Annotated in this window: 18 protein-coding genes; 9 read left to right on the top strand and 9 right to left on the bottom strand. The window is 69.9% G+C overall.

The window, feature by feature from the left end; genetic code table 11:
* Positions 1 to 580: FimV family protein (locus tag ASC93_RS09855; RefSeq protein ID WP_368854509.1), on the bottom strand; the 580-nt coding region annotated here is incomplete at its 3' end.
* 85 nt (positions 581 to 665) lie between these two features.
* Here ASC93_RS09855 and fumC point away from each other — a divergent pair.
* From fumC to ASC93_RS09870, 3 genes are all read left to right on the top strand, one after another.
* Positions 666 to 2,060, top strand: a complete 1,395-nt coding sequence (fumC, locus tag ASC93_RS09860) for a class II fumarate hydratase (RefSeq protein ID WP_056440592.1) — start codon at positions 666 to 668, stop codon at positions 2,058 to 2,060.
* 208 nt (positions 2,061 to 2,268) lie between these two features.
* The gene (locus ASC93_RS09865; RefSeq protein ID WP_056440594.1) at positions 2,269 to 2,481 is read left to right on the top strand and encodes an RNA-binding S4 domain-containing protein; all 213 of its coding nucleotides are present in this window, start codon (positions 2,269 to 2,271) and stop codon (positions 2,479 to 2,481) included.
* 145 nt (positions 2,482 to 2,626) lie between these two features.
* A complete protein-coding gene (locus ASC93_RS09870) occupies positions 2,627 to 2,914 on the top strand; it encodes a DUF883 domain-containing protein (protein WP_056440596.1) in 288 nt (95 codons plus the stop codon).
* Between the two features lie 42 nt (positions 2,915 to 2,956).
* On the opposite strand, the gene ASC93_RS09875 is transcribed toward ASC93_RS09870, so the two are convergent.
* The 8 genes from ASC93_RS09875 to ASC93_RS09910 form a co-directional block, all read right to left on the bottom strand.
* A complete protein-coding gene (locus ASC93_RS09875) occupies positions 2,957 to 4,699 on the bottom strand; it encodes a DUF692 family multinuclear iron-containing protein (protein ID WP_229412667.1) in 1,743 nt (580 codons plus the stop codon).
* 11 nt (positions 4,700 to 4,710) lie between these two features.
* Positions 4,711 to 4,980 carry a DUF2282 domain-containing protein gene (locus tag ASC93_RS30595; protein WP_056440598.1) on the bottom strand — a complete coding sequence of 90 codons (270 nt, stop codon included), beginning with the start codon at positions 4,978 to 4,980 and terminating at the stop codon, positions 4,711 to 4,713.
* Between the two features lie 253 nt (positions 4,981 to 5,233).
* The gene (locus ASC93_RS09885) at positions 5,234 to 5,434 is read right to left on the bottom strand and encodes a YjfB family protein (RefSeq protein ID WP_056440600.1); all 201 of its coding nucleotides are present in this window, start codon (positions 5,432 to 5,434) and stop codon (positions 5,234 to 5,236) included.
* 96 nt (positions 5,435 to 5,530) lie between these two features.
* Entirely contained in the window at positions 5,531 to 6,031 is a 501-nt protein-coding gene (gene mobB, locus ASC93_RS09890) for a molybdopterin-guanine dinucleotide biosynthesis protein B (RefSeq protein ID WP_056440601.1), read from the bottom strand.
* A gap of 19 nt (positions 6,032 to 6,050) precedes the next feature.
* Entirely contained in the window at positions 6,051 to 6,881 is an 831-nt protein-coding gene (locus ASC93_RS09895) for a general secretion pathway protein GspB (RefSeq protein ID WP_056440602.1), read from the bottom strand.
* 1 nt (position 6,882) lies between these two features.
* Positions 6,883 to 8,454, bottom strand: coding sequence for an ExeA family protein (locus ASC93_RS09900; RefSeq protein WP_056440604.1), 1,572 nt, complete (start codon positions 8,452 to 8,454; stop codon positions 6,883 to 6,885).
* A gap of 15 nt (positions 8,455 to 8,469) precedes the next feature.
* Positions 8,470 to 8,976: a hypothetical protein gene (locus tag ASC93_RS09905; RefSeq protein WP_056440606.1), complete on the bottom strand. Its 507-nt coding sequence runs from the start codon at positions 8,974 to 8,976 to the stop codon at positions 8,470 to 8,472.
* The gene (locus ASC93_RS09910) at positions 8,958 to 9,143 is read right to left on the bottom strand and encodes a hypothetical protein (protein WP_056440609.1); all 186 of its coding nucleotides are present in this window, start codon (positions 9,141 to 9,143) and stop codon (positions 8,958 to 8,960) included. The genes ASC93_RS09905 and ASC93_RS09910 overlap by 19 nt, the downstream gene beginning before the upstream one ends.
* Positions 9,144 to 9,464: 321 nt before the next feature.
* Between ASC93_RS09910 and ASC93_RS09915 the strand changes: the two genes are divergently transcribed.
* The 6 genes from ASC93_RS09915 to ASC93_RS09940 all read left to right on the top strand — a co-directional run bounded on the left by ASC93_RS09915 (position 9,465) and on the right by ASC93_RS09940 (position 16,330).
* Positions 9,465 to 10,841, top strand: coding sequence for a DUF2807 domain-containing protein (locus tag ASC93_RS09915; RefSeq protein ID WP_056440611.1), 1,377 nt, complete (start codon positions 9,465 to 9,467; stop codon positions 10,839 to 10,841).
* A gap of 16 nt (positions 10,842 to 10,857) precedes the next feature.
* Positions 10,858 to 11,232 carry a hypothetical protein gene (locus ASC93_RS09920; protein WP_056440613.1) on the top strand — a complete coding sequence of 125 codons (375 nt, stop codon included), beginning with the start codon at positions 10,858 to 10,860 and terminating at the stop codon, positions 11,230 to 11,232.
* A gap of 56 nt (positions 11,233 to 11,288) precedes the next feature.
* Positions 11,289 to 13,244 (top strand): CocE/NonD family hydrolase, encoded by a 1,956-nt coding sequence (locus ASC93_RS09925; protein ID WP_056440615.1) that lies wholly within the window; start codon positions 11,289 to 11,291, stop codon positions 13,242 to 13,244.
* Between the two features lie 148 nt (positions 13,245 to 13,392).
* Entirely contained in the window at positions 13,393 to 14,262 is an 870-nt protein-coding gene (gene htpX, locus ASC93_RS09930) for a protease HtpX (RefSeq protein WP_056440617.1), read from the top strand.
* Positions 14,259 to 15,389: an AI-2E family transporter gene (locus ASC93_RS09935; protein ID WP_082547906.1), complete on the top strand. Its 1,131-nt coding sequence runs from the start codon at positions 14,259 to 14,261 to the stop codon at positions 15,387 to 15,389. Before htpX ends, ASC93_RS09935 begins: the two co-directional genes overlap by 4 nt.
* A gap of 65 nt (positions 15,390 to 15,454) precedes the next feature.
* Positions 15,455 to 16,330: a BadF/BadG/BcrA/BcrD ATPase family protein gene (locus ASC93_RS09940; RefSeq protein ID WP_056440620.1), complete on the top strand. Its 876-nt coding sequence runs from the start codon at positions 15,455 to 15,457 to the stop codon at positions 16,328 to 16,330.
* Positions 16,331 to 16,341 lie beyond the last annotated feature (11 nt).

Here is a 16,341-nt window from a genome sequence, read left to right on the forward strand (position 1 = left end):
GCTCCACCTGGGCGAGCAGGACGGCATCCGACAGCGGCGGCGGCGCGGACGCGGGAACAGCGACCTTGCGCGCGGGCACGGGCGCCGCAGCGGGGCCGGAAACGGCGACCGGACCGGCCTTGCGCCCGGGCACAGCCGCAGGCTCGGGAACGACGACCGGGCCAGCCACCCGCGCAGGCGCAGGCGCGGGATTCGGATCGGGCGTCAGCCACAGCGTGGCCAGGCGCACGGCGCGGTCGCCCTTGTCGACGAGTTCCAGGTACAGGTGCACGTGGTCCGCGTCGACGGGACGCAGCGACGTCACGTGCAGGAATTGGCGGCCGTCGCGCCGCATCACGGACAGGTTCAGGCTGGACAGCACGGGCGGCACGGCGATGCCGGCACCGTCGTAGACCTCCGGACTGGCCACGCGCACGCGCACGGGCGTGGCGGCATCCTCGAGCATCGTCAGTTCGACGTCGGCCACGAGGGGTTGCCCGATATGGGAGACCACGCGCGGATCGCCCAGCTCGGCCGCATGGGCAGGCACGAACGCGGCAAGGGCGAGGCTGGCGAGGAAAAGGCGGGAACGGCGGGCCATGGCGTGGAAAATTAAGGGCTTCAGCGTTGTTAACGGTCGTTGCGGTACACTCTTTAATCCATTGTCAAACCAACAGGATCCCTCCATGGAAAACCGGACTGAAAAGGACAGCTTTGGCCCGATCGACGTACCGAACGATCGCCTGTGGGGCGCGCAGACCCAGCGCTCGCTGCACCATTTCCACATCTCGAGCGAAACGATGCCGCCCGAGCTGGTCGCCGCCCTGGCGCAGGTGAAACGCGCGGCCGCGGCCGTCAACCGCTCGCTCGGCAAGCTCCCGCAGGACAAGGCCGACGCCATCATCCGCGCCGCCGACGAGGTGCTGGATGGCCGCCATCCGTCCGAATTCCCGCTGTCCGTCTGGCAGACCGGCTCCGGCACGCAGAGCAATATGAACATGAACGAGGTGCTGGCCAACCGCGCCTCGGAACTGCTGGGCGGCGAGCGCGGCGAAGCGCGCCTGCTGCACCCGAACGACCACGTCAACATGGGGCAGTCGTCGAACGACATGTTCCCCACCGCGATGCACGTGGCGGCCGCGCAGGCCGTCGCCAAGAACGTGCTGCCGGCGCTGGCCAGGTTGCGCGGCACGCTGGAAGTGAAGGCGCGCGACTTCGTCGACATCGTCAAGATCGGCCGCACCCACCTGCAGGACGCGACGCCGCTCACGCTCGGCCAGGAATTCTCCGGCTATGTGGCGCAGCTGGAATTTTCCGAGCACGCGATCAAGAACGCCCTCCCCGGCCTGCTGCTGCTGGCCGCCGGCGGCACGGCGGTCGGCACGGGCCTGAACGCGCATCCGGAATTCGCCAACCGCATCGCGGCCGAGATCTCGTCGCGTACCGGCCTGCAATTCAAGTCGGCGCCGAACAAGTTCATGGCGCTGGCCGGCCACGACGCGATGGTGCTGGCGCACGGCGCCTTCAAGACGCTGGCCACGGCGCTCATGAAGATCGCCAACGATGTGCGCTGGATGGCGTCCGGCCCTCGTTCGGGCCTGGGCGAGATCACGATTCCGGAAAACGAGCCGGGCAGCTCCATCATGCCGGGCAAGGTGAACCCCACGCAGTGCGAGGCGCTGACGATGCTGTGTTGCCAGGTGTTCGGCAACGACGTCGCGCTCACCGTCGGCGGGTCCCAGGGCAACTTCGAGCTGAACGTGTTCAAGCCGATGATCGCCCACAACTTCCTGCAGAGCGCGCGCCTGCTGGCCGACGGCATGCGGTCGTTCGACGAGCACTGCGCCCAGGGCATCGAACCGAACCGCAAGCGGATCGGCGAGCTGATGGAGCAGTCGCTGATGCTGGTGACCGCGCTGGCCCCGCATATCGGGTATGATCGCGCCGCCCAGATCGCCAAGACCGCCCAGCACGACGGGCTCACGCTGCGCCAGGCGGCACTGCGCTCGGGCTTCGTCGACGAGGCGCAGTTCGACCAGTGGATCGTGCCGATCGAGATGACGCGGCCGAGCCCGGCATAAGCCGTCGCCGGCGATCTGCCGTCGTCCTCGCGCACGCGGGGATCCAATATTGCATGCACCGCCGCGGCGCATGACTTGGGTCCCCGCCTTCGCGGGGACGACGTGTTTTAAGCGGGGCGACGTGTTTTAAGCAGGAGCGACGTATTTTAGGCACTGTGTTGTCTAAACGAACACAACAGTACGACATTGATTTTTGACCGAGGATAGAATGCAAACGACAACTTTTGAATTGACATCGGAGTTCATCGAGCTGAACCAACTGCTGAAGCTGGTCGGCGTGGTGGACAGCGGCGGCGCCGGCAAGCACGTGGTGGCGAGCGGCGACGTGTCGGTCGACGGCAAGAAGGAACTGCGCAAGACGGCCAAGATCCGCTCGGGCCAGGTGGTGACGCTGGGCGACGTCCGCATCACCGTGCGCTGATCGCGTCCAGGCGCGCCGTGCGCACCCGCGGGTCGCACCGGGCGAGCCGTCCCCGACGGTAGGGGTTGACGTTTGCGCGCTGACAAACTTGGGCAGTCCCCCTTCTCTATATTGAAGTCGTAACATTCGGCTAAAGGTGAGGAAGATGGAAACCCCAGAACCAAGCTCCATGACGCAGCAGCGCTTGATCGGCGACCTGCGTCTCGTCATCGAAAACGCGGAAGAATTGCTCAAGAATACCGATCACTACACCGGTGTCGTGTACCAGAACGCCCGTGCCAAGCTGGCAGTGGCGCTCAATGCAGCCAACGAGGAACTGGCCCGCTTCGAGGAGGAACAGCTGAACCGGATGATGGAAGCGACGCGTGCGGCGAGCGAACTGCACCACGACAACACCGGCGAAGCACGCATCCTGCGCGCCTTCTACCACTGAACAGCGCGGCGCCGCCTCGAAGGCGCCGCCCTTGCCGCCGCATCACCCCTCCCCGCTGTCTCCGTCCCCGCTGTCTCCGTCCCCGCTGTCTCCGTCCCCGCCTGTCACGATCGCCGTCACGATCTGTCCATCCAGCCAGCGCCGCAAGTGCGCGGCCACGTCGAAATCCCCGTCCAGATCGAAGGCCGCGTCGAGCGCCATGCCGAACGTGCCGCCGCGCGCGAGGCAGGCCAGCGCCGCGTAGTCCGGCGCGCCGATGGCGTCCGCGATGACGTCGCCGCGGGGACGCCATACCAGCGCCCGCGTGTCCACGCTCAGCACGTCCGGGAATGCCGGGCCGCCGTCCTGGTGCGCCCGCCACAACGCCACCGTGGCCCAGGGCGACGCATGCAGGCGCAGCGACGGGTGCAGCACCGCGCGCGCGGCCTCGAAGACATCGGGTGAAACGCCGGCCAGCGGCGCGGGAGGACCGTCCGCGTCCGCGGCGAACCAGGCCTCGTGCACGGCCCACTCGAGGCGCGCGACGTCGGGCAGATACGGATAATCGGCGGCCGGCGCGAAGCCGGCGAGGAAATCCGGCAGCGCGGCGCCGAAGCGGTTCAGGTCCGGGTCGTGCGCGGGATGCGCGCGGCCGTAGACGCGCGCCAGCGCGTCGAAGAATTCGTCGCCGACGAGCCGGCGCAGTACCGGATAGGCGGACGACAAGGCGCGGCTCCAGTGCGCGCCCAGATTGCCGCGATAGATGCCGACGCGGCGCGGATCGCCCTTGAGCAGCGGCGCCAGCGCGGCCTCGCGCGTGCCGTCGAACAGCGCGGCGCCGAAGGCTTGCTGGACGGCGTCGAGGCTTACGGTCGCGGCCGCTTTCGTGCCCGGCGCGGCCGCAGCGGCGAAAACGAAGGCGGCAGGGCTGGCGGCGCGAGCGAAGACGGAGGGGTCGGCGGCGGAGGTAGCAGCGGTGACGCCGGGAACGAAGACGGCTGGCCTTGCCGCGGCCGCGATGCGGCCCGCCTGCGCCGCCTCGTCCAGCAGCACGTCGAGCGCGGGCAGGTCGGTGTCCCACTCGACCAGCGTGGGCACGGCGCCGAAGCGCGCCAGCGCCGCGCGGTACAGGTCCCACACGGGCGGCGCGACGCGGGCGCCGTGGTGGTCGATGAGGCCATCGCTGGTCACGAGGTGACCGCCCAGGTGGATCTCGCCCACGCTGGCGATCGGCAGCGCCGCGATGGCGGCATGCGGGTCCTCGCCGTGGTTGACCTCATTGACGTACAGATTGTTCACGTCCAGCAGCACGCCGCAGCCCGTGCGGCGCGCGAGTTCGGCGAGGAATGCCGCCTCGCTCATCGCGTCGCCCGCGAAGCGGACATAAGTGGAGACGTTTTCGACGAGGATGCGCCGCTTGAGCAGTTCCTGCACGCGCTGGACGCGCGCGGCGACGAGGTCGAGGGCGGCGGCGTCGAGCTGCAGGGGCAGCAGGTCGTTCAGCTGGCGGTCGCGCAGGGCGCCCCAGCTGAGGTGTTCCGACACGAGGACCGGTTCGAGCGCCCGCACGAGCGCGGCGACGCGGGCCAGGTGGTCGTCGGAAAAGCCGTGCACGGACCCGAGGCCGAGGCCGACGCCGTGCAGGCTGACCGGATAGTCGCGCCGCACGTCGCGCAGGACCTGCCAGTCGCGGCCGGCGCGCGCGAGGAAATTTTCCGTGTGGACTTCGACCCAGCCGACGTCCGGCTTCCGGTCGAGGAAGGCGCGGTAGTGCGGCGCGCGCAAGCCGATGCCGGCGCCTGTCACGGGTCGCGTGCTTATTTGCCCTGCTTGGGCGGATTGCGCTTGCCGCCCGCCTTTTCGCAGGTGCCCTTGGGGACGTATTTCCAATCGCCCGGGTCCTTGTCGGCCGTCGCCTGGCCGGCGCAGCCGTGGGTGGCGGTGCCGCAGTCGTTCTGGCCGGCCTTGGTGATGCCGTAGCATTTTTCCTGGTTGCCGGATTGCGTGTCCATCTGGCCGGCGGCCGATGCCTGGGCGGCGCAGACGCTCGCGAGCGCAGCGGCGATCAGGGCTTGTCGTTTGTTCATGAGGGGTCTCCAAATACCGGTACGTACATGCACCGCGGCAAGCATTCTATCGCGGCCGGGCGTGACGAGGGGAAGTGTACGCCGGCCGGGGCGGCCGTTATCGGCTGCGCGCCGGACGCCGGTCCTGGCTGCGCAGCCCGTTGGTGGCGGCTGAGCGGATGTATGTTGTGTGGCCGCCCCCGTCGCGCCGGGTACTGGGCCGATAACGCGGCGGGCGGCGATCCCGTTGACGTACCCGGGTGAATGTGCCGGTTCAGGCGGTGGTGTTGATATGGTTGCCCAGGTGCGGCGGCAGGTTCGGCGCCGGGGCGGCCGACTGCACGGCTTCCAGCATCTGGGTGGCCGCCGCGGCCTGGATGTCCTGCGACTTCTTGAGCACGGCGATGGCGACGTCCTGGCGGGTGCCGGTGTCGGCGATGCTGGTGGCAAGCTTGGCGATACCTACGGCGTCCATGATGCGCTCCTGGTGGGTGTTCTCGACGGGTCGACCGGCCGCGGGTTCGCCCGCACTGCCGCTCATCTGATATTAACGGCAGCACGCGCGCGGACTTTAGGCCGGTAGCCGATTGAAATTCCTGATCCAGGTCAGGACGGCGTCAGGGTCGAGCAAATCGAGCCACGCCACGTGCGGCGCCAGCCCGTCCGGCCGGGCGCTGCTGGACGCGACGGCCACGATGTGCGGGTCGTCCGGGAACATCGGCGGCTTGCCGACTTCGGGCCGGTACACCTCCAGCTTGGGCAGCGCTTCCCATTTATAGCCTTCCACCAGCGTCAGGTCGGCCGGCGCAAGACGCGCCAGGTGCTCGGCCAGCGACGGTTCGGCCGCGCCGCGCAGTTCGCGCATGATGGCCACGCGGTACGGCGACGCGATCATCACCTCCGCCGCGCCGGCCGCGCGCACGCGGGCGCTGTCCTTGTGCGGCGGCTCCAGCGTGACGTCGTGGTGGCTGTGCTTGATGACGTTGACGCGCAGTCCCGCCGCCGCCAGCCGGCCCACGACGTATTCCAGCAGCGTCGTCTTGCCGCTGCCGGACCAGCCGATGATGGCCATCACGGGCCCGCGGTCGGGCTCAATACGGGACACGGTAGCGGGTTCCCCGGTAATTCATGACGGCCGCCCTGGGCAGCAGTTTTTCCAGCACGAGGCCGGGTGCGACCTCCTCGCCCTCGTGGCGCAGGGCCTTGTCGACGATCAGCAGGCGGTCGGCCGGATTCGACGAATACATGTAGCCGCCGAACGCTACGCGCGGGATGTCGCGCTGCCGGGCCTCCGGCAACTGCTGCAGGAACGGCAGGCTCTCTTCCGGCGCCGGCCTGGCGGTGGAGGCGGCGGGTGCGGCCGCGCGTGCGGCCGCGGCCACGGCGGCCGGCGCAGGCAGCGGGGCGGCTGGCGCCGTCGGGGCCGGGCGCGGCGACGCCGGATGGGCGGCCGCGATCGCCGGTTCGCGTTCGGATTCGCGCGCGCGCGCGGGTGCCGGCGCGGGAACGGGGGCTGATGCAGGTTCGCGCACGGATGTGTATGCGGATGCGGGCGCCGGCTCGCGCACGGGCGTGGGCGCGGGCGGCGCAGTGACGGCCAGCGTATCCGGCGCACCGGCCGCAGGCGCCGGCGCATGCGCCGCCACCGATTGCGGCGCGGTCACGGTTTGCGGCGCCGCCACGGCTAGCGGCGCGGGCGCGCGCATAGGCGCGGGCACGGGCGCCTGCGCGCGCGGCCACACGAACAGCGCGCCGGCCGCCACGACGAGGGCGCCGCCGGCCAGGCCCACGAGCAAGGGCTTGCGGCTGGCCGCCGCGCCGGCCGGCGCCGCGGGCACGACCTGCGGCGCGTGGATCGTCGGCGCGCTGCCGAGCTGGCGTTCGGCCTGGGCCTTCTTCAACGCTTCGAGGATGTACGACATATCATTTTCCCGTGGCTACCAGCAGATGCGGCTCGTCGACGCCGGACAGCTGGTTCAGGCGCATATAGGTGCGCGGACCGGCCAGGCCGTCCGCCTTCAGGTTCTGCTTGACCTGGAACGCGCGCAGCAGGCGCAGCGACGGCTCGTCCAGGACCTGCCCGGCGGGCGGCGCCGCGTGCTTGCCGTCCAGTTCCGCCAGGCGGGTGGCGATCCAGTCGACGTCCGGGCCGCGGTCGCCCGGCCCCACCTGGTCGCGGAAACCGCGCGGCACTTTCCACAACGTCGTGTACTCGCCGTCGACGCGGGTTGCCAGCGCGCCCAGGCTCACCGAATGGGGCTGGCCGTCGATGGTGAGGGTGGCGCTGCCGTCGTCCATGCCGGTCAGCACGGCGTAGCCGACCTTGGCGCCGTCGTGCAGGGCGATGATGGCCGGCCGGTCGAGCAGGCGCAGTTCGTACAGCCCGCCGCGGCCCTGGTAGCAGCGCAGGCCGAGGCGCGGGGCGCCGTCGCACGGCGCGCCGGCCGGCAGTTGCTGGCCCCACAATGCCCCCAGTTCGCGCAGCGCATCGTTCTGCGTGGACAGCGCCAGCGGCCTGGCCGGCTCGCCGCCCCGTGCCCGCGCGGGCATGGGTGCGGCGGCAGGCGCCGGCGCCGGATTGTGCGGGACGGCCTGCCAGGCCGCCGCGCTGATCGCCGCACCGGCCAGCACGCCGCCGGCGACGAGCGGCCAGCGCATCGGCTTGCGCGGCGCGGCGGCCGCGCCCTCGCCGGCGAACACTTCGCGCGCGGCGCGGCGCAGGATCTTCGGCGTCACCTCGCGGCTGTTCTCGACGTACGCGCCGAGCAGCGCGCGGTCGCACAGCAGGTTGATGCGGCGCGGCACGCCGTCCGTCAGGCGGTGGATCTGCGGCACCAGCGCGGCGGGAACGGGCGCCGCGCCCTGCACGCCCGCGACGGCCAGCCGGTGCGCGACATACGCGCCCGTGTCGGAGGCCGACAGGGGCCCCAGGTGATAGCGGGCGATGACGCGCTGGGCCAGTTGCTCCAGTTCCGGCCGCGCCAGCATCGCGCGCAATTCCGGCTGGCCGATCAGGATGATCTGCAGGAGCTTGCGCTCGCTCGTCTCGAGGTTCGTCAGCAGCCGCAACTGCTCGAGCACCTGGGCCGACAGGTTCTGCGCCTCGTCGATCACGAGCACGTTGTTGTGGCCGCGCGCGTGGCTTTCCAGCAGGTAGGCGTTGATCGCGTCGACATAGGCTTTCACCCCGGCCGCGGGCGCGACCCCGATGCGGAATTCGTCGCAGATCGTCTGCAGCAGCTCTTCGACCGTCAGCTTCGGATTGAAGATATAGGCCAGGCGGCAGTCGTCCGGCACCTGTTCGATGAAGCAGCGGCAGACGGTCGTCTTGCCGGCGCCGATCTCGCCCGTGAGCAGCACGAAGCCGCCGCCGCTGCCTATCCCGTACAGCAGGTGCGCGAGCGCCTCGCGGTGGCGCTCGCTCATGAACAGGTAACGCGGATCGGGCGCGATCGAGAACGGCGCCTGCTTCAGATGAAAGTAATTTGTGTACATACCCATAGCAAAGGCTTACCGGCGCGGCGGCAGCGGTTTGAACTTCGCGCAGTATATTTTGCTTTTGGCATTGTAGTAAGCGATCGTACTGCCGGGGACGGATACGCGCAAAGGGTAAGGCGACGCATCGGCCGCCACATGGCGCACGCCGGCCGCCTTGCGGACGTCCTGCTCCAGCTCGTCCGGCGCCACCTCGGCGACGGCGCCCAGGAACACCCATTCGCTCGTGTCGTCGCTGACCATGACCTCGGTGACGGGCGCGCCCCACAGCGTCGTCTCGCCCGTGCGGAACCAGTATGCGCCGCCCTCGTGCTTGTAGGCCGGGCCGAAATGGGTCTTGAGCCAGGAATAGAAATACGCGTTGTCGAGATGGTCGTGGCACAGCAGCGCCGCGCCGATGACGGGGGCGAACGTGGACGGCTGCTTGTCCTGCGTTTGCGCGTGCGCCGTCCCGGCGAGCGTCAGCGCCAGTGCGAGCGGGGCCGCCCGCCGGCGCAGCGAAGTCACAGCTTGGACAGCCATGCGCGGTTGGCGGCGATCTTCGCCTTCACCGAGGCCGGCAGGGCTTCGTAACAGCCCGGATGCTGTTTGAGCGCATGCTCGCGCACTTCCTTTTCCAGGCCGTTGACGATGAAAACATAAACGGCGGCACCTTCCGCATTCTTGCGAGTGCCCATGTAGCGAATCACGATGGTCTCCTTGACGTGCCGCCCATTATGACATTCGCCCCCCGTTCCGGCCACGGCCGTGCGGCAGCCGTGCGTCGGGATGGGCTGCTGATCATGACCGGGCAGGCGCGGTCGTTGCGCTTGAGCCACATTCAGACGGTGCCGCGGCCGCGTTGCGTGGACAGACTGTCATGTTTTCCACGGCCGGGCGGGCCGCCGTCCGCCCCCTGTTTTGCGCAGCCTGTCCCGCGTTTTCGCGCATTCGTCGAAAGGCGGCTGCGCCGGGGTGCCGCATGCCGTATGGTGCAATCTCCCGGCACCGCCACACGACAACGACACATCATGAAAAACGCCCTCAAGCTCACCGCCCTCGCCGCCGCGCTCGCGGCCGCCGCCATCGCCACGACGCCCGCCTCGTTCGCCCAGCCGCAGGACGCGGGCGCCGGCGCCGCCACCGAACAGCGTGCGGTGACGGCGTTTTCCGCGATCGAGCTGGCGGGCCCGTACCACGTGGTGATCGACGCGCAGGCGAAGCCGGCGCTGGCGCTGACGGGCGAGCGCAAGCAGCTGGCCGAGGTCGAGACCGTCGTGCGCGGCGATACCCTCGTCGTGCGGCCGGTGCAGCGCAACGGCTTCTTCTTCAGTTTCGGCAAGCGCCGCGAGACGGTCACCGTGCACATCGGCGCCAGCGCACTGAAACGCCTGACGGTGGCCGGCAGCGGCGACGTCGACATCGACCGCATTGCCGGCGATCGCTTCACCCTGGCCGGCAACGGCCCCGGCGACGTGCACGCGAGCGGCGCCGTGCGCCAGCTGGCCGTGACGAGCAGCGGCAGCGGCGACCTGGACCTGCGCCGCCTGAAAGCGGCCGACGTCGACCTCGCGATGAACGGTCCCGGCGACGTGCAGCTGGCGGACGTGGCCAGCACCCTCGCCGTGCAACAGGGCGGCTCGGGCGACCTGCAGGCGGACGGCCTGCGCACCAGCAAGGTCACGGCGCGCATGCGCGGTCCGGGCGACGTCAAGCTGTCCGGCACGAGCCGCGAACTGGACCTCGAGATGTCCGGCTCGGGCGACTTCGAAGGGTGCGACCTGCGGATCGACGGCGGCGCGCACAGCGTGCAGCGGGGACCGGGCAATGCCTGCATCGCGGGCACCGTGCGCAAGTTCGACGGCGAAGTGGACGGTTCCGGCGAACTGGCCGTGCGCGGCCTGCAGGCGACGACGGCGCAGTTGCGCATGAACGGACCGGGCAACGCCGCGCTGGCCGGCACGGTGGGCGACCTGAACGTCGACATCGGCGGCTCGGGCGACCTCGACGCCGGCGGCCTCAAGGCGGGCAAGGCGACGGTGCGCGGGCGCGGTCCGGGCGGCGTCACGCTGGCGAACGTGGGCGACACGCTCGACGCGGAACTGAGCGGCTCCGGCGGCCTCGCGGCGAACCTGTCCGCCAGGCGCCTGCTGCTGCGCATGAACGGTCCGGGCGACGTCCGCATCGACGGCAACGTGGCGCAGGTCGATGCGCAGCTGTCGGGATCGGGCAGCCTGGATGGCCACGGCCTGACGGCGGGCCATGCGGACATCGCCGTGCACGGGCCGGGCAGCGCCAGCGTCAACGTCGTCGACACCGCCGGCGGCAGCGCCCGCGCCAACGCGAAGACCGTCGGACGCGGCCAGTTGCTGCTGGTCGACCGCAGCGGTTCGCACACGTCCCGGTAACGCAAGGCGCCGCATCATGCTGTCCGTGTTCGCCCGCCTGAAACGCTGCCTCGCGCCGGCGTCCGGACCCGCCGTGTGCGTCTTCCAGGACCGTTTCGCCACGCCGGGCATCGTCGTGCCGTGGGACGACGTCAGCCGCGTGCTGGCCCATGCGGACGCGAACGGCATGCGCATCGAAGTGCGCGCCGCGCACCTCGAGGACGCCGTCGTGCTGGCCGACACGCAGCCCGGCTTCGACGCCTTCGTGCGCATGGCCGACCGGCGCCTGGCCTTCCCGCTCGCGTGGTGGGAGGCGCTGCCGCGCGCGCGCCGCGTGGTGCTGTTCGAGGCCGCGCTGCGCGAAGTCCGGCGCGCCGATCCGCATCCCGCGCCGCGCAGCGCCCACGGCTGAAGGCGCGATCCTTGTGCTAATGTAGCGGCGCCGCCTACGACACGCCAAGGATCCCGATGACGCCTATCCCAGTCCGCCCCGCGCTCCGCCTGTCATCGCTGCTCGGCGCCCTGGCGCTCGCCGGACTGGCCCACGCCCAGTCGGCCCCGCAATATCCCGCCCTGCCCTCCGAGACCCCGGCCGAATTCACGCCGCCGAACGCCGGCTTCAATTACGTCAAGCGCACGGTGATGATCCCGATGCGCGACGGCACGAAGCTGAACACCATCATCGTCGTGCCCAAGGGCGTGCGGAACGCGCCGATCCTGCTGACGCGCACGCCGTACGACGCGGCCAGCCTCGTGAACCATGCGGAGAGTTCGGACCTGGAGACGATCCTGACCGGCTACGACAACGCGGCCGACGTCATCGCGGAAGAAGGCTATATCCGCGTCGTGCAGGACGTGCGCGGCAAGTACGGCTCGGAAGGCGACTACGTGATGAACCGCCCGCTGCACGGGCCGCTGAACCCGACGCCCGTCGACCACTCGACGGACACGTGGGACACCATCGAGTGGCTGACCAAGAACGTCCCGGAGACCAACGGCCGCGTGGGCATCATCGGCATTTCCTACGACGGCTTCCTGCCGCTGATGGCGCTCGTGAATCCGCACCCGGCGCTGAAGGTCGCGGTGCCGATGAACCCGATGGTGGACGGCTGGATGGGCGACGACTGGTTCCACAACGGCGCCTTCCGGCAGATCAATATGTCGTACATCCTCGAGCAGGTCGTCACGCGCGCCAACACCGCCAAGTGGCCCGTCACGAACTACGACGACTACGACATGTACATGCGCGCCGGTTCGGCCGGCAGCCTGGGACGCGAACGGGGCCTGGAACAGAGCGGCTTCTGGAACAAGCTCGTCGCGCATCCATCGTATGACGACTTCTGGCAGCAGCAGGCGATGGACCGAATCCTCGCCCGCCAACCCGTCACGGTGCCGACCCTGCTCGTGCACAGCCTGTGGGACGCGGAAGACATCTACGCCGCCATCGCCGTGTGGAAGGCGATCAAGCCGCACGATACGGAGAACAAGGTGTTCCTGTCGCTGGGCCCGTGGTCGCACGGCGGCGCCATCGGCGACGGCAGCACGCTCGGCACGCTGAAGTTCGGCAGCGACACGGCGCTGTACTGGCGCCAGCAGGTGTTGAAACCGTTCCTCGCGCGCTACCTGAAAGGCGACACCACCGTCCCCGCGATCCCCACGGTGACGGCGTTCGAGACGGGCACGAACAAGTGGCGCAACCTCGCCGCGTGGCCCAGCGGCTGCAACGCCGGCTGCGCCATCGAACCGGCCGTGCTGCGCCTCGCGGCGGGCCAGAAAGCCGTCCTCGGCGGCCCCGCCGACGCGCAAGGCTATGACGAATACGTGTCCGATCCTGCGAAGCCCGTGCCGTTCCGCCAGCGCCCCATTCCGCCATACGGCTACGACGAGACGAAGGGCCAGACGTGGCCGCGCTGGCTCGTCGACGACCAGCGCGAAGCGTCCGGCCGCACCGACGTGGCGACGTTCGTGTCCGACGTGCTGGCGGCGCCCGTCAAGATCAGCGGCGAGCCCGTCGCCCACCTCGTCGCCTCGACGAGCGGCACCGATTCGGACTGGGTCGTCAAGCTGATCGACGTGTACCCTGACCAGGTGGGCGCGCAACCGGCAATGGGCGGCTACCAGCTGATGATCGCCGGCGACATCTTCCGCGGCCGCTACCGCGACAGCTTCGCCACCCCGAAGGCGCTGGCGCCGAACAAGGCGCTGCCTTACCGCTTTGCCCTGCCGACGGCGAACCACGTGTTCCTGCCCGGCCACCGCATCATGGTGCAGGTGCAGTCGAGCTGGTTCCCGCTGTACGACCGCAATCCGCAGACGTTCGTGCCGAATATCTTCTTTGCCCGGCCGGGCGACTACAAGAAGGCCACCCAGCGCATCTACCACAGCAGCTACGTCGAACTGCCGCTGGTGCGGGCCGCGCAGTGACGGGCGGCGTGCGCAACCTGTAGAATCATATTTTTTCGAAGAAATCCTTCCAGATACTTCGCTTTTTCAAGATTCGTCATTGCCCTATCCTTCGCCTTGACAACGGCCTTCGAGGCCATGATTCTTGTTACCGATGAGAGATACGACCATGAAACGAATCCTGCTTTTCCTTGCCACCAACCTCGCCATCATGCTCGTGCTGGGCATCACGGCGAGCCTGCTCGGCGTCGACCGCTACCTGACGGCCAAGGGCCTGAACCTCGGCGCCCTGCTCGTCTTCGCCGGCCTGATGGGCTTCGGCGGCGCCTTCATCTCGCTGTGGCTGTCCAAGCCGATCGCAAAATGGACCACGGGTGCGCGCGTGATCGAGCAACCTGCCAACGCGACCGAGCGCTGGCTCGTCGACACGGTCGCGGACCAGGCCCGCAAGGCCGGCATCCCGACGCCGGAAGTGGCCATCTACGAGGGCGCGCCGAACGCGTTCGCCACCGGCGCGACGAAGAACGCGTCGCTCGTCGCCGTGTCGACGGGCCTGCTGACCTCGATGACGCACGATGAAGTGGAAGCCGTGCTGGCGCACGAAGTGGCGCACGTCGCGAACGGCGACATGGTGACGCTCACCCTGATCCAGGGCGTCGTGAACACGTTCGTGATCTTCCTGGCGCGCGTCGTCGCGTATGCCGTCGACCAGTTCCTGCGCCGCGACGGCGAGGAGCGCGGCCCCGGCCTCGCGTTCACGATCACGTCGGTCGTGTGCGACCTGCTGTTCGGCCTCGTGGCCAGCATCATCGTCGCGTGGTTCTCGCGCAAGCGCGAATACCGCGCCGACCGCGGCGCCGCGCAGATCATGGGCACGCCGCGCCCGATGATCGCCGCGCTGCAACGCCTCGGCGGCATCGATCACGCCGACCTGCCGAAGAACCTGGCGGCATCGGGCATCGCCGGCGGCGGCGTGCTGGCCCTGTTCAGCAGCCACCCCTCGTGCGAGGACCGCATCGCGGCCTTGCGGCACGCATGACGGACCGCCGCACCAGCACGCTCGTGGCGCCGGCGCTGTTCGCGCTGGCGCTTGCCGTCCTCCTGCAGCACTTCCTCGGCGCGCTGGCCTGGGCCGGCCTGCTCGCCGTCATCACCTGGCCCGCGCACGTGCGCCTGCAGGCGCGCGGCTGGCCGCCGGCCGCCAGCGCGGCAATCCTCGTCGGCCTGCTCATCCTCGGTTTCGTGGGCCCGTCGCTGCTGCTGCTCGATACGCTCGGCGGCGAACTGGCCGGCGTGCAGCGCCTGCTCACGCGCCTCAACGAGACCGGCGTGCCGGTGCCCGCGTGGCTCGCGCGGCTGCCTCTCGTCGCCGAACACGCCACCCAGTGGTGGAACGAACATCTGGCCTTGCCCGGCGGCCTGAATCGCCTCGTCGGCAGCGCGGCCGGCGACTTCGCCCCGCACCTGACGGGCGCCGCGCGCATCTGGGGCTCGACGATCCTCGCCAACGCGCTGTACCTGTTCCTCGCCCTGCTCACCCTGTTCGTGCTGTACCTGCACGGGCCCGCCGCCATCCGCCACGTCGACACCGCCGGCATGCGCGCGCTGCCGCGCCAGTATCCGATGCTGCGCCGCGTGTTCCCGCTGTCCGTGCGCGGCACGGCACTGGGCCTCGTCTCGGTCGCCATCCTCGAAGGCTGCGTGCTGGGCGCCGCCTACGCCATCGCGGGCGCGCCGGCGCCGGCGCTGCTGGCCGTCTTCACGGGCTATCTTGCGCTCGTGCCGGGCGGCGCGCCGCTGTCGTTCTCGCTCGTCGCGCTGCTGCTGCTGGGCCAGGGCCATTCCGGCGCCGCGCTCGGGCTGTTCTGCTGGGGCGCGTTCGAGCTGTTCATGGTCGACAAATTCATCCGCCCCAAACTCATCGGCCGGCGCGTCAACCTGCCCTTCCTCGCCGTGCTGTTCGGCCTCCTCGGCGGCGTGTCGACGCTCGGCGTCATCGGCCTGTTCGCCGGGCCGTTCATGATGGCGATCCTGTTCGAGTGGCTGCGCGGCGATGAGGACGACAATACCGCATTGAATACCAATTCAACGCATTTTTCTGGCTCTCCAATCAGCAAAAACGAGACCAGTTCGCCGCCGCCCGGGCAACGCGACAATACCAATTAAATACCTGTTGACAAGCCTATCAGTGCTGCCTATAGTGCCCTGACTTTCCCGGCACAGCATTCACTATGATCGACTATCTCATCGGCGTCGACGGCGGCGGCACCGGCACCCGCGTGCGCATCGCACGGCGCGCGCCCGGCGGCGCCGCCGAACTGGCCCAGGGCGCCAGCGGCCCGTCCGGCCTGGGCCTGGGCATCGCCCGCGCCTGGGCGGCCGTCCAGGAAGCCGTCGCCCGGGCGTTCGCCGCGGCCGGCATCGCGCCGCCGCCCCCGGACCGCATGGCCATCGGCCTCGGCCTGGCCGGCGTGCACAATCGCCAGTGGGCGCAGGAATTCGAAGCGTTTGACCCCGGCTACGCCGCGCTCGTCCTCGAAACGGACGCGTTCACGACGCTCATGGGCGCGCACGGCGGCCGGCCCGGCGCCATCGTCGCCATCGGCACGGGCAGCGTCGGCGAAGTCCTGCTGCCCGACGGCACGCGGCGCGAAGTGGGCGGCTGGGGCTTCCCCGCCGGCGACGAAGCGAGCGGCGGCTGGATCGGCCTCGCCGCCGTCAACCACATCGAACAGGTATTGGACGGACGCCGTCCAGCGAGCAGCTTCGCCGCCGACGTGATCGAAGCCTGCGGCGGCAACCGCGCCGCCATCCAGGTCTGGCTCGGCAAGGCCACGCAGACGACGTATGCGAGTCTGGCACCGCTGGTGCTCAGGCATGCCGACGATCCGGCCGCGCGCGCCATCCTGACGAAGGCCGGCGACGAAGCGGCCGCCATCGCCCGCGCGCTCGACCCCGACGGCACGCTGCCGCTCGCGCTGTGCGGCGGCTTGGGTAGCGCCCTGCGCGACTGGCTCCCGCCCGCGCTCGCGGCCCGCGCGAGCGCGCCCGCCGGCGATTCGGCACGCGGCGCACTGCGCCTGATCGAGCTGCACATCGCGGCATGAAAGGATTCCCC

It is taken from the genome of Massilia sp. Root335 (assembly GCF_001425685.1).
Lineage (GTDB): Bacteria > Pseudomonadota > Gammaproteobacteria > Burkholderiales > Burkholderiaceae_D > Telluria > Telluria luteola.

What these genes read in the sequence shown, in the direction of transcription:
- ASC93_RS30595 (WP_056440598.1), bottom strand. Translation starts at nt 4,980, where the DNA reads ATGAACAAACGACAAGCCCTGATCGCCGCTGCGCTCGCGAGCGTCTGC.
- ASC93_RS09865 (WP_056440594.1), top strand. Translation starts at nt 2,269, where the DNA reads ATGCAAACGACAACTTTTGAATTGACATCGGAGTTCATCGAGCTGAAC.
- ASC93_RS09900 (WP_056440604.1), bottom strand. Translation starts at nt 8,454, where the DNA reads ATGTACACAAATTACTTTCATCTGAAGCAGGCGCCGTTCTCGATCGCG.
- ASC93_RS09940 (WP_056440620.1), top strand. Translation starts at nt 15,455, where the DNA reads ATGATCGACTATCTCATCGGCGTCGACGGCGGCGGCACCGGCACCCGC.
- ASC93_RS09905 (WP_056440606.1), bottom strand. Translation starts at nt 8,976, where the DNA reads ATGGCTGTCCAAGCTGTGACTTCGCTGCGCCGGCGGGCGGCCCCGCTC.
- mobB (WP_056440601.1), bottom strand. Translation starts at nt 6,031, where the DNA reads ATGGCCATCATCGGCTGGTCCGGCAGCGGCAAGACGACGCTGCTGGAA.
- fumC (WP_056440592.1), top strand. Translation starts at nt 666, where the DNA reads ATGGAAAACCGGACTGAAAAGGACAGCTTTGGCCCGATCGACGTACCG.
- htpX (WP_056440617.1), top strand. Translation starts at nt 13,393, where the DNA reads ATGAAACGAATCCTGCTTTTCCTTGCCACCAACCTCGCCATCATGCTC.
- ASC93_RS09920 (WP_056440613.1), top strand. Translation starts at nt 10,858, where the DNA reads ATGCTGTCCGTGTTCGCCCGCCTGAAACGCTGCCTCGCGCCGGCGTCC.
- ASC93_RS09870 (WP_056440596.1), top strand. Translation starts at nt 2,627, where the DNA reads ATGGAAACCCCAGAACCAAGCTCCATGACGCAGCAGCGCTTGATCGGC.
- ASC93_RS09895 (WP_056440602.1), bottom strand. Translation starts at nt 6,881, where the DNA reads ATGTCGTACATCCTCGAAGCGTTGAAGAAGGCCCAGGCCGAACGCCAG.
- ASC93_RS09915 (WP_056440611.1), top strand. Translation starts at nt 9,465, where the DNA reads ATGAAAAACGCCCTCAAGCTCACCGCCCTCGCCGCCGCGCTCGCGGCC.
- ASC93_RS09925 (WP_056440615.1), top strand. Translation starts at nt 11,289, where the DNA reads ATGACGCCTATCCCAGTCCGCCCCGCGCTCCGCCTGTCATCGCTGCTC.
- ASC93_RS09935 (WP_082547906.1), top strand. Translation starts at nt 14,259, where the DNA reads ATGACGGACCGCCGCACCAGCACGCTCGTGGCGCCGGCGCTGTTCGCG.
- ASC93_RS09885 (WP_056440600.1), bottom strand. Translation starts at nt 5,434, where the DNA reads ATGGACGCCGTAGGTATCGCCAAGCTTGCCACCAGCATCGCCGACACC.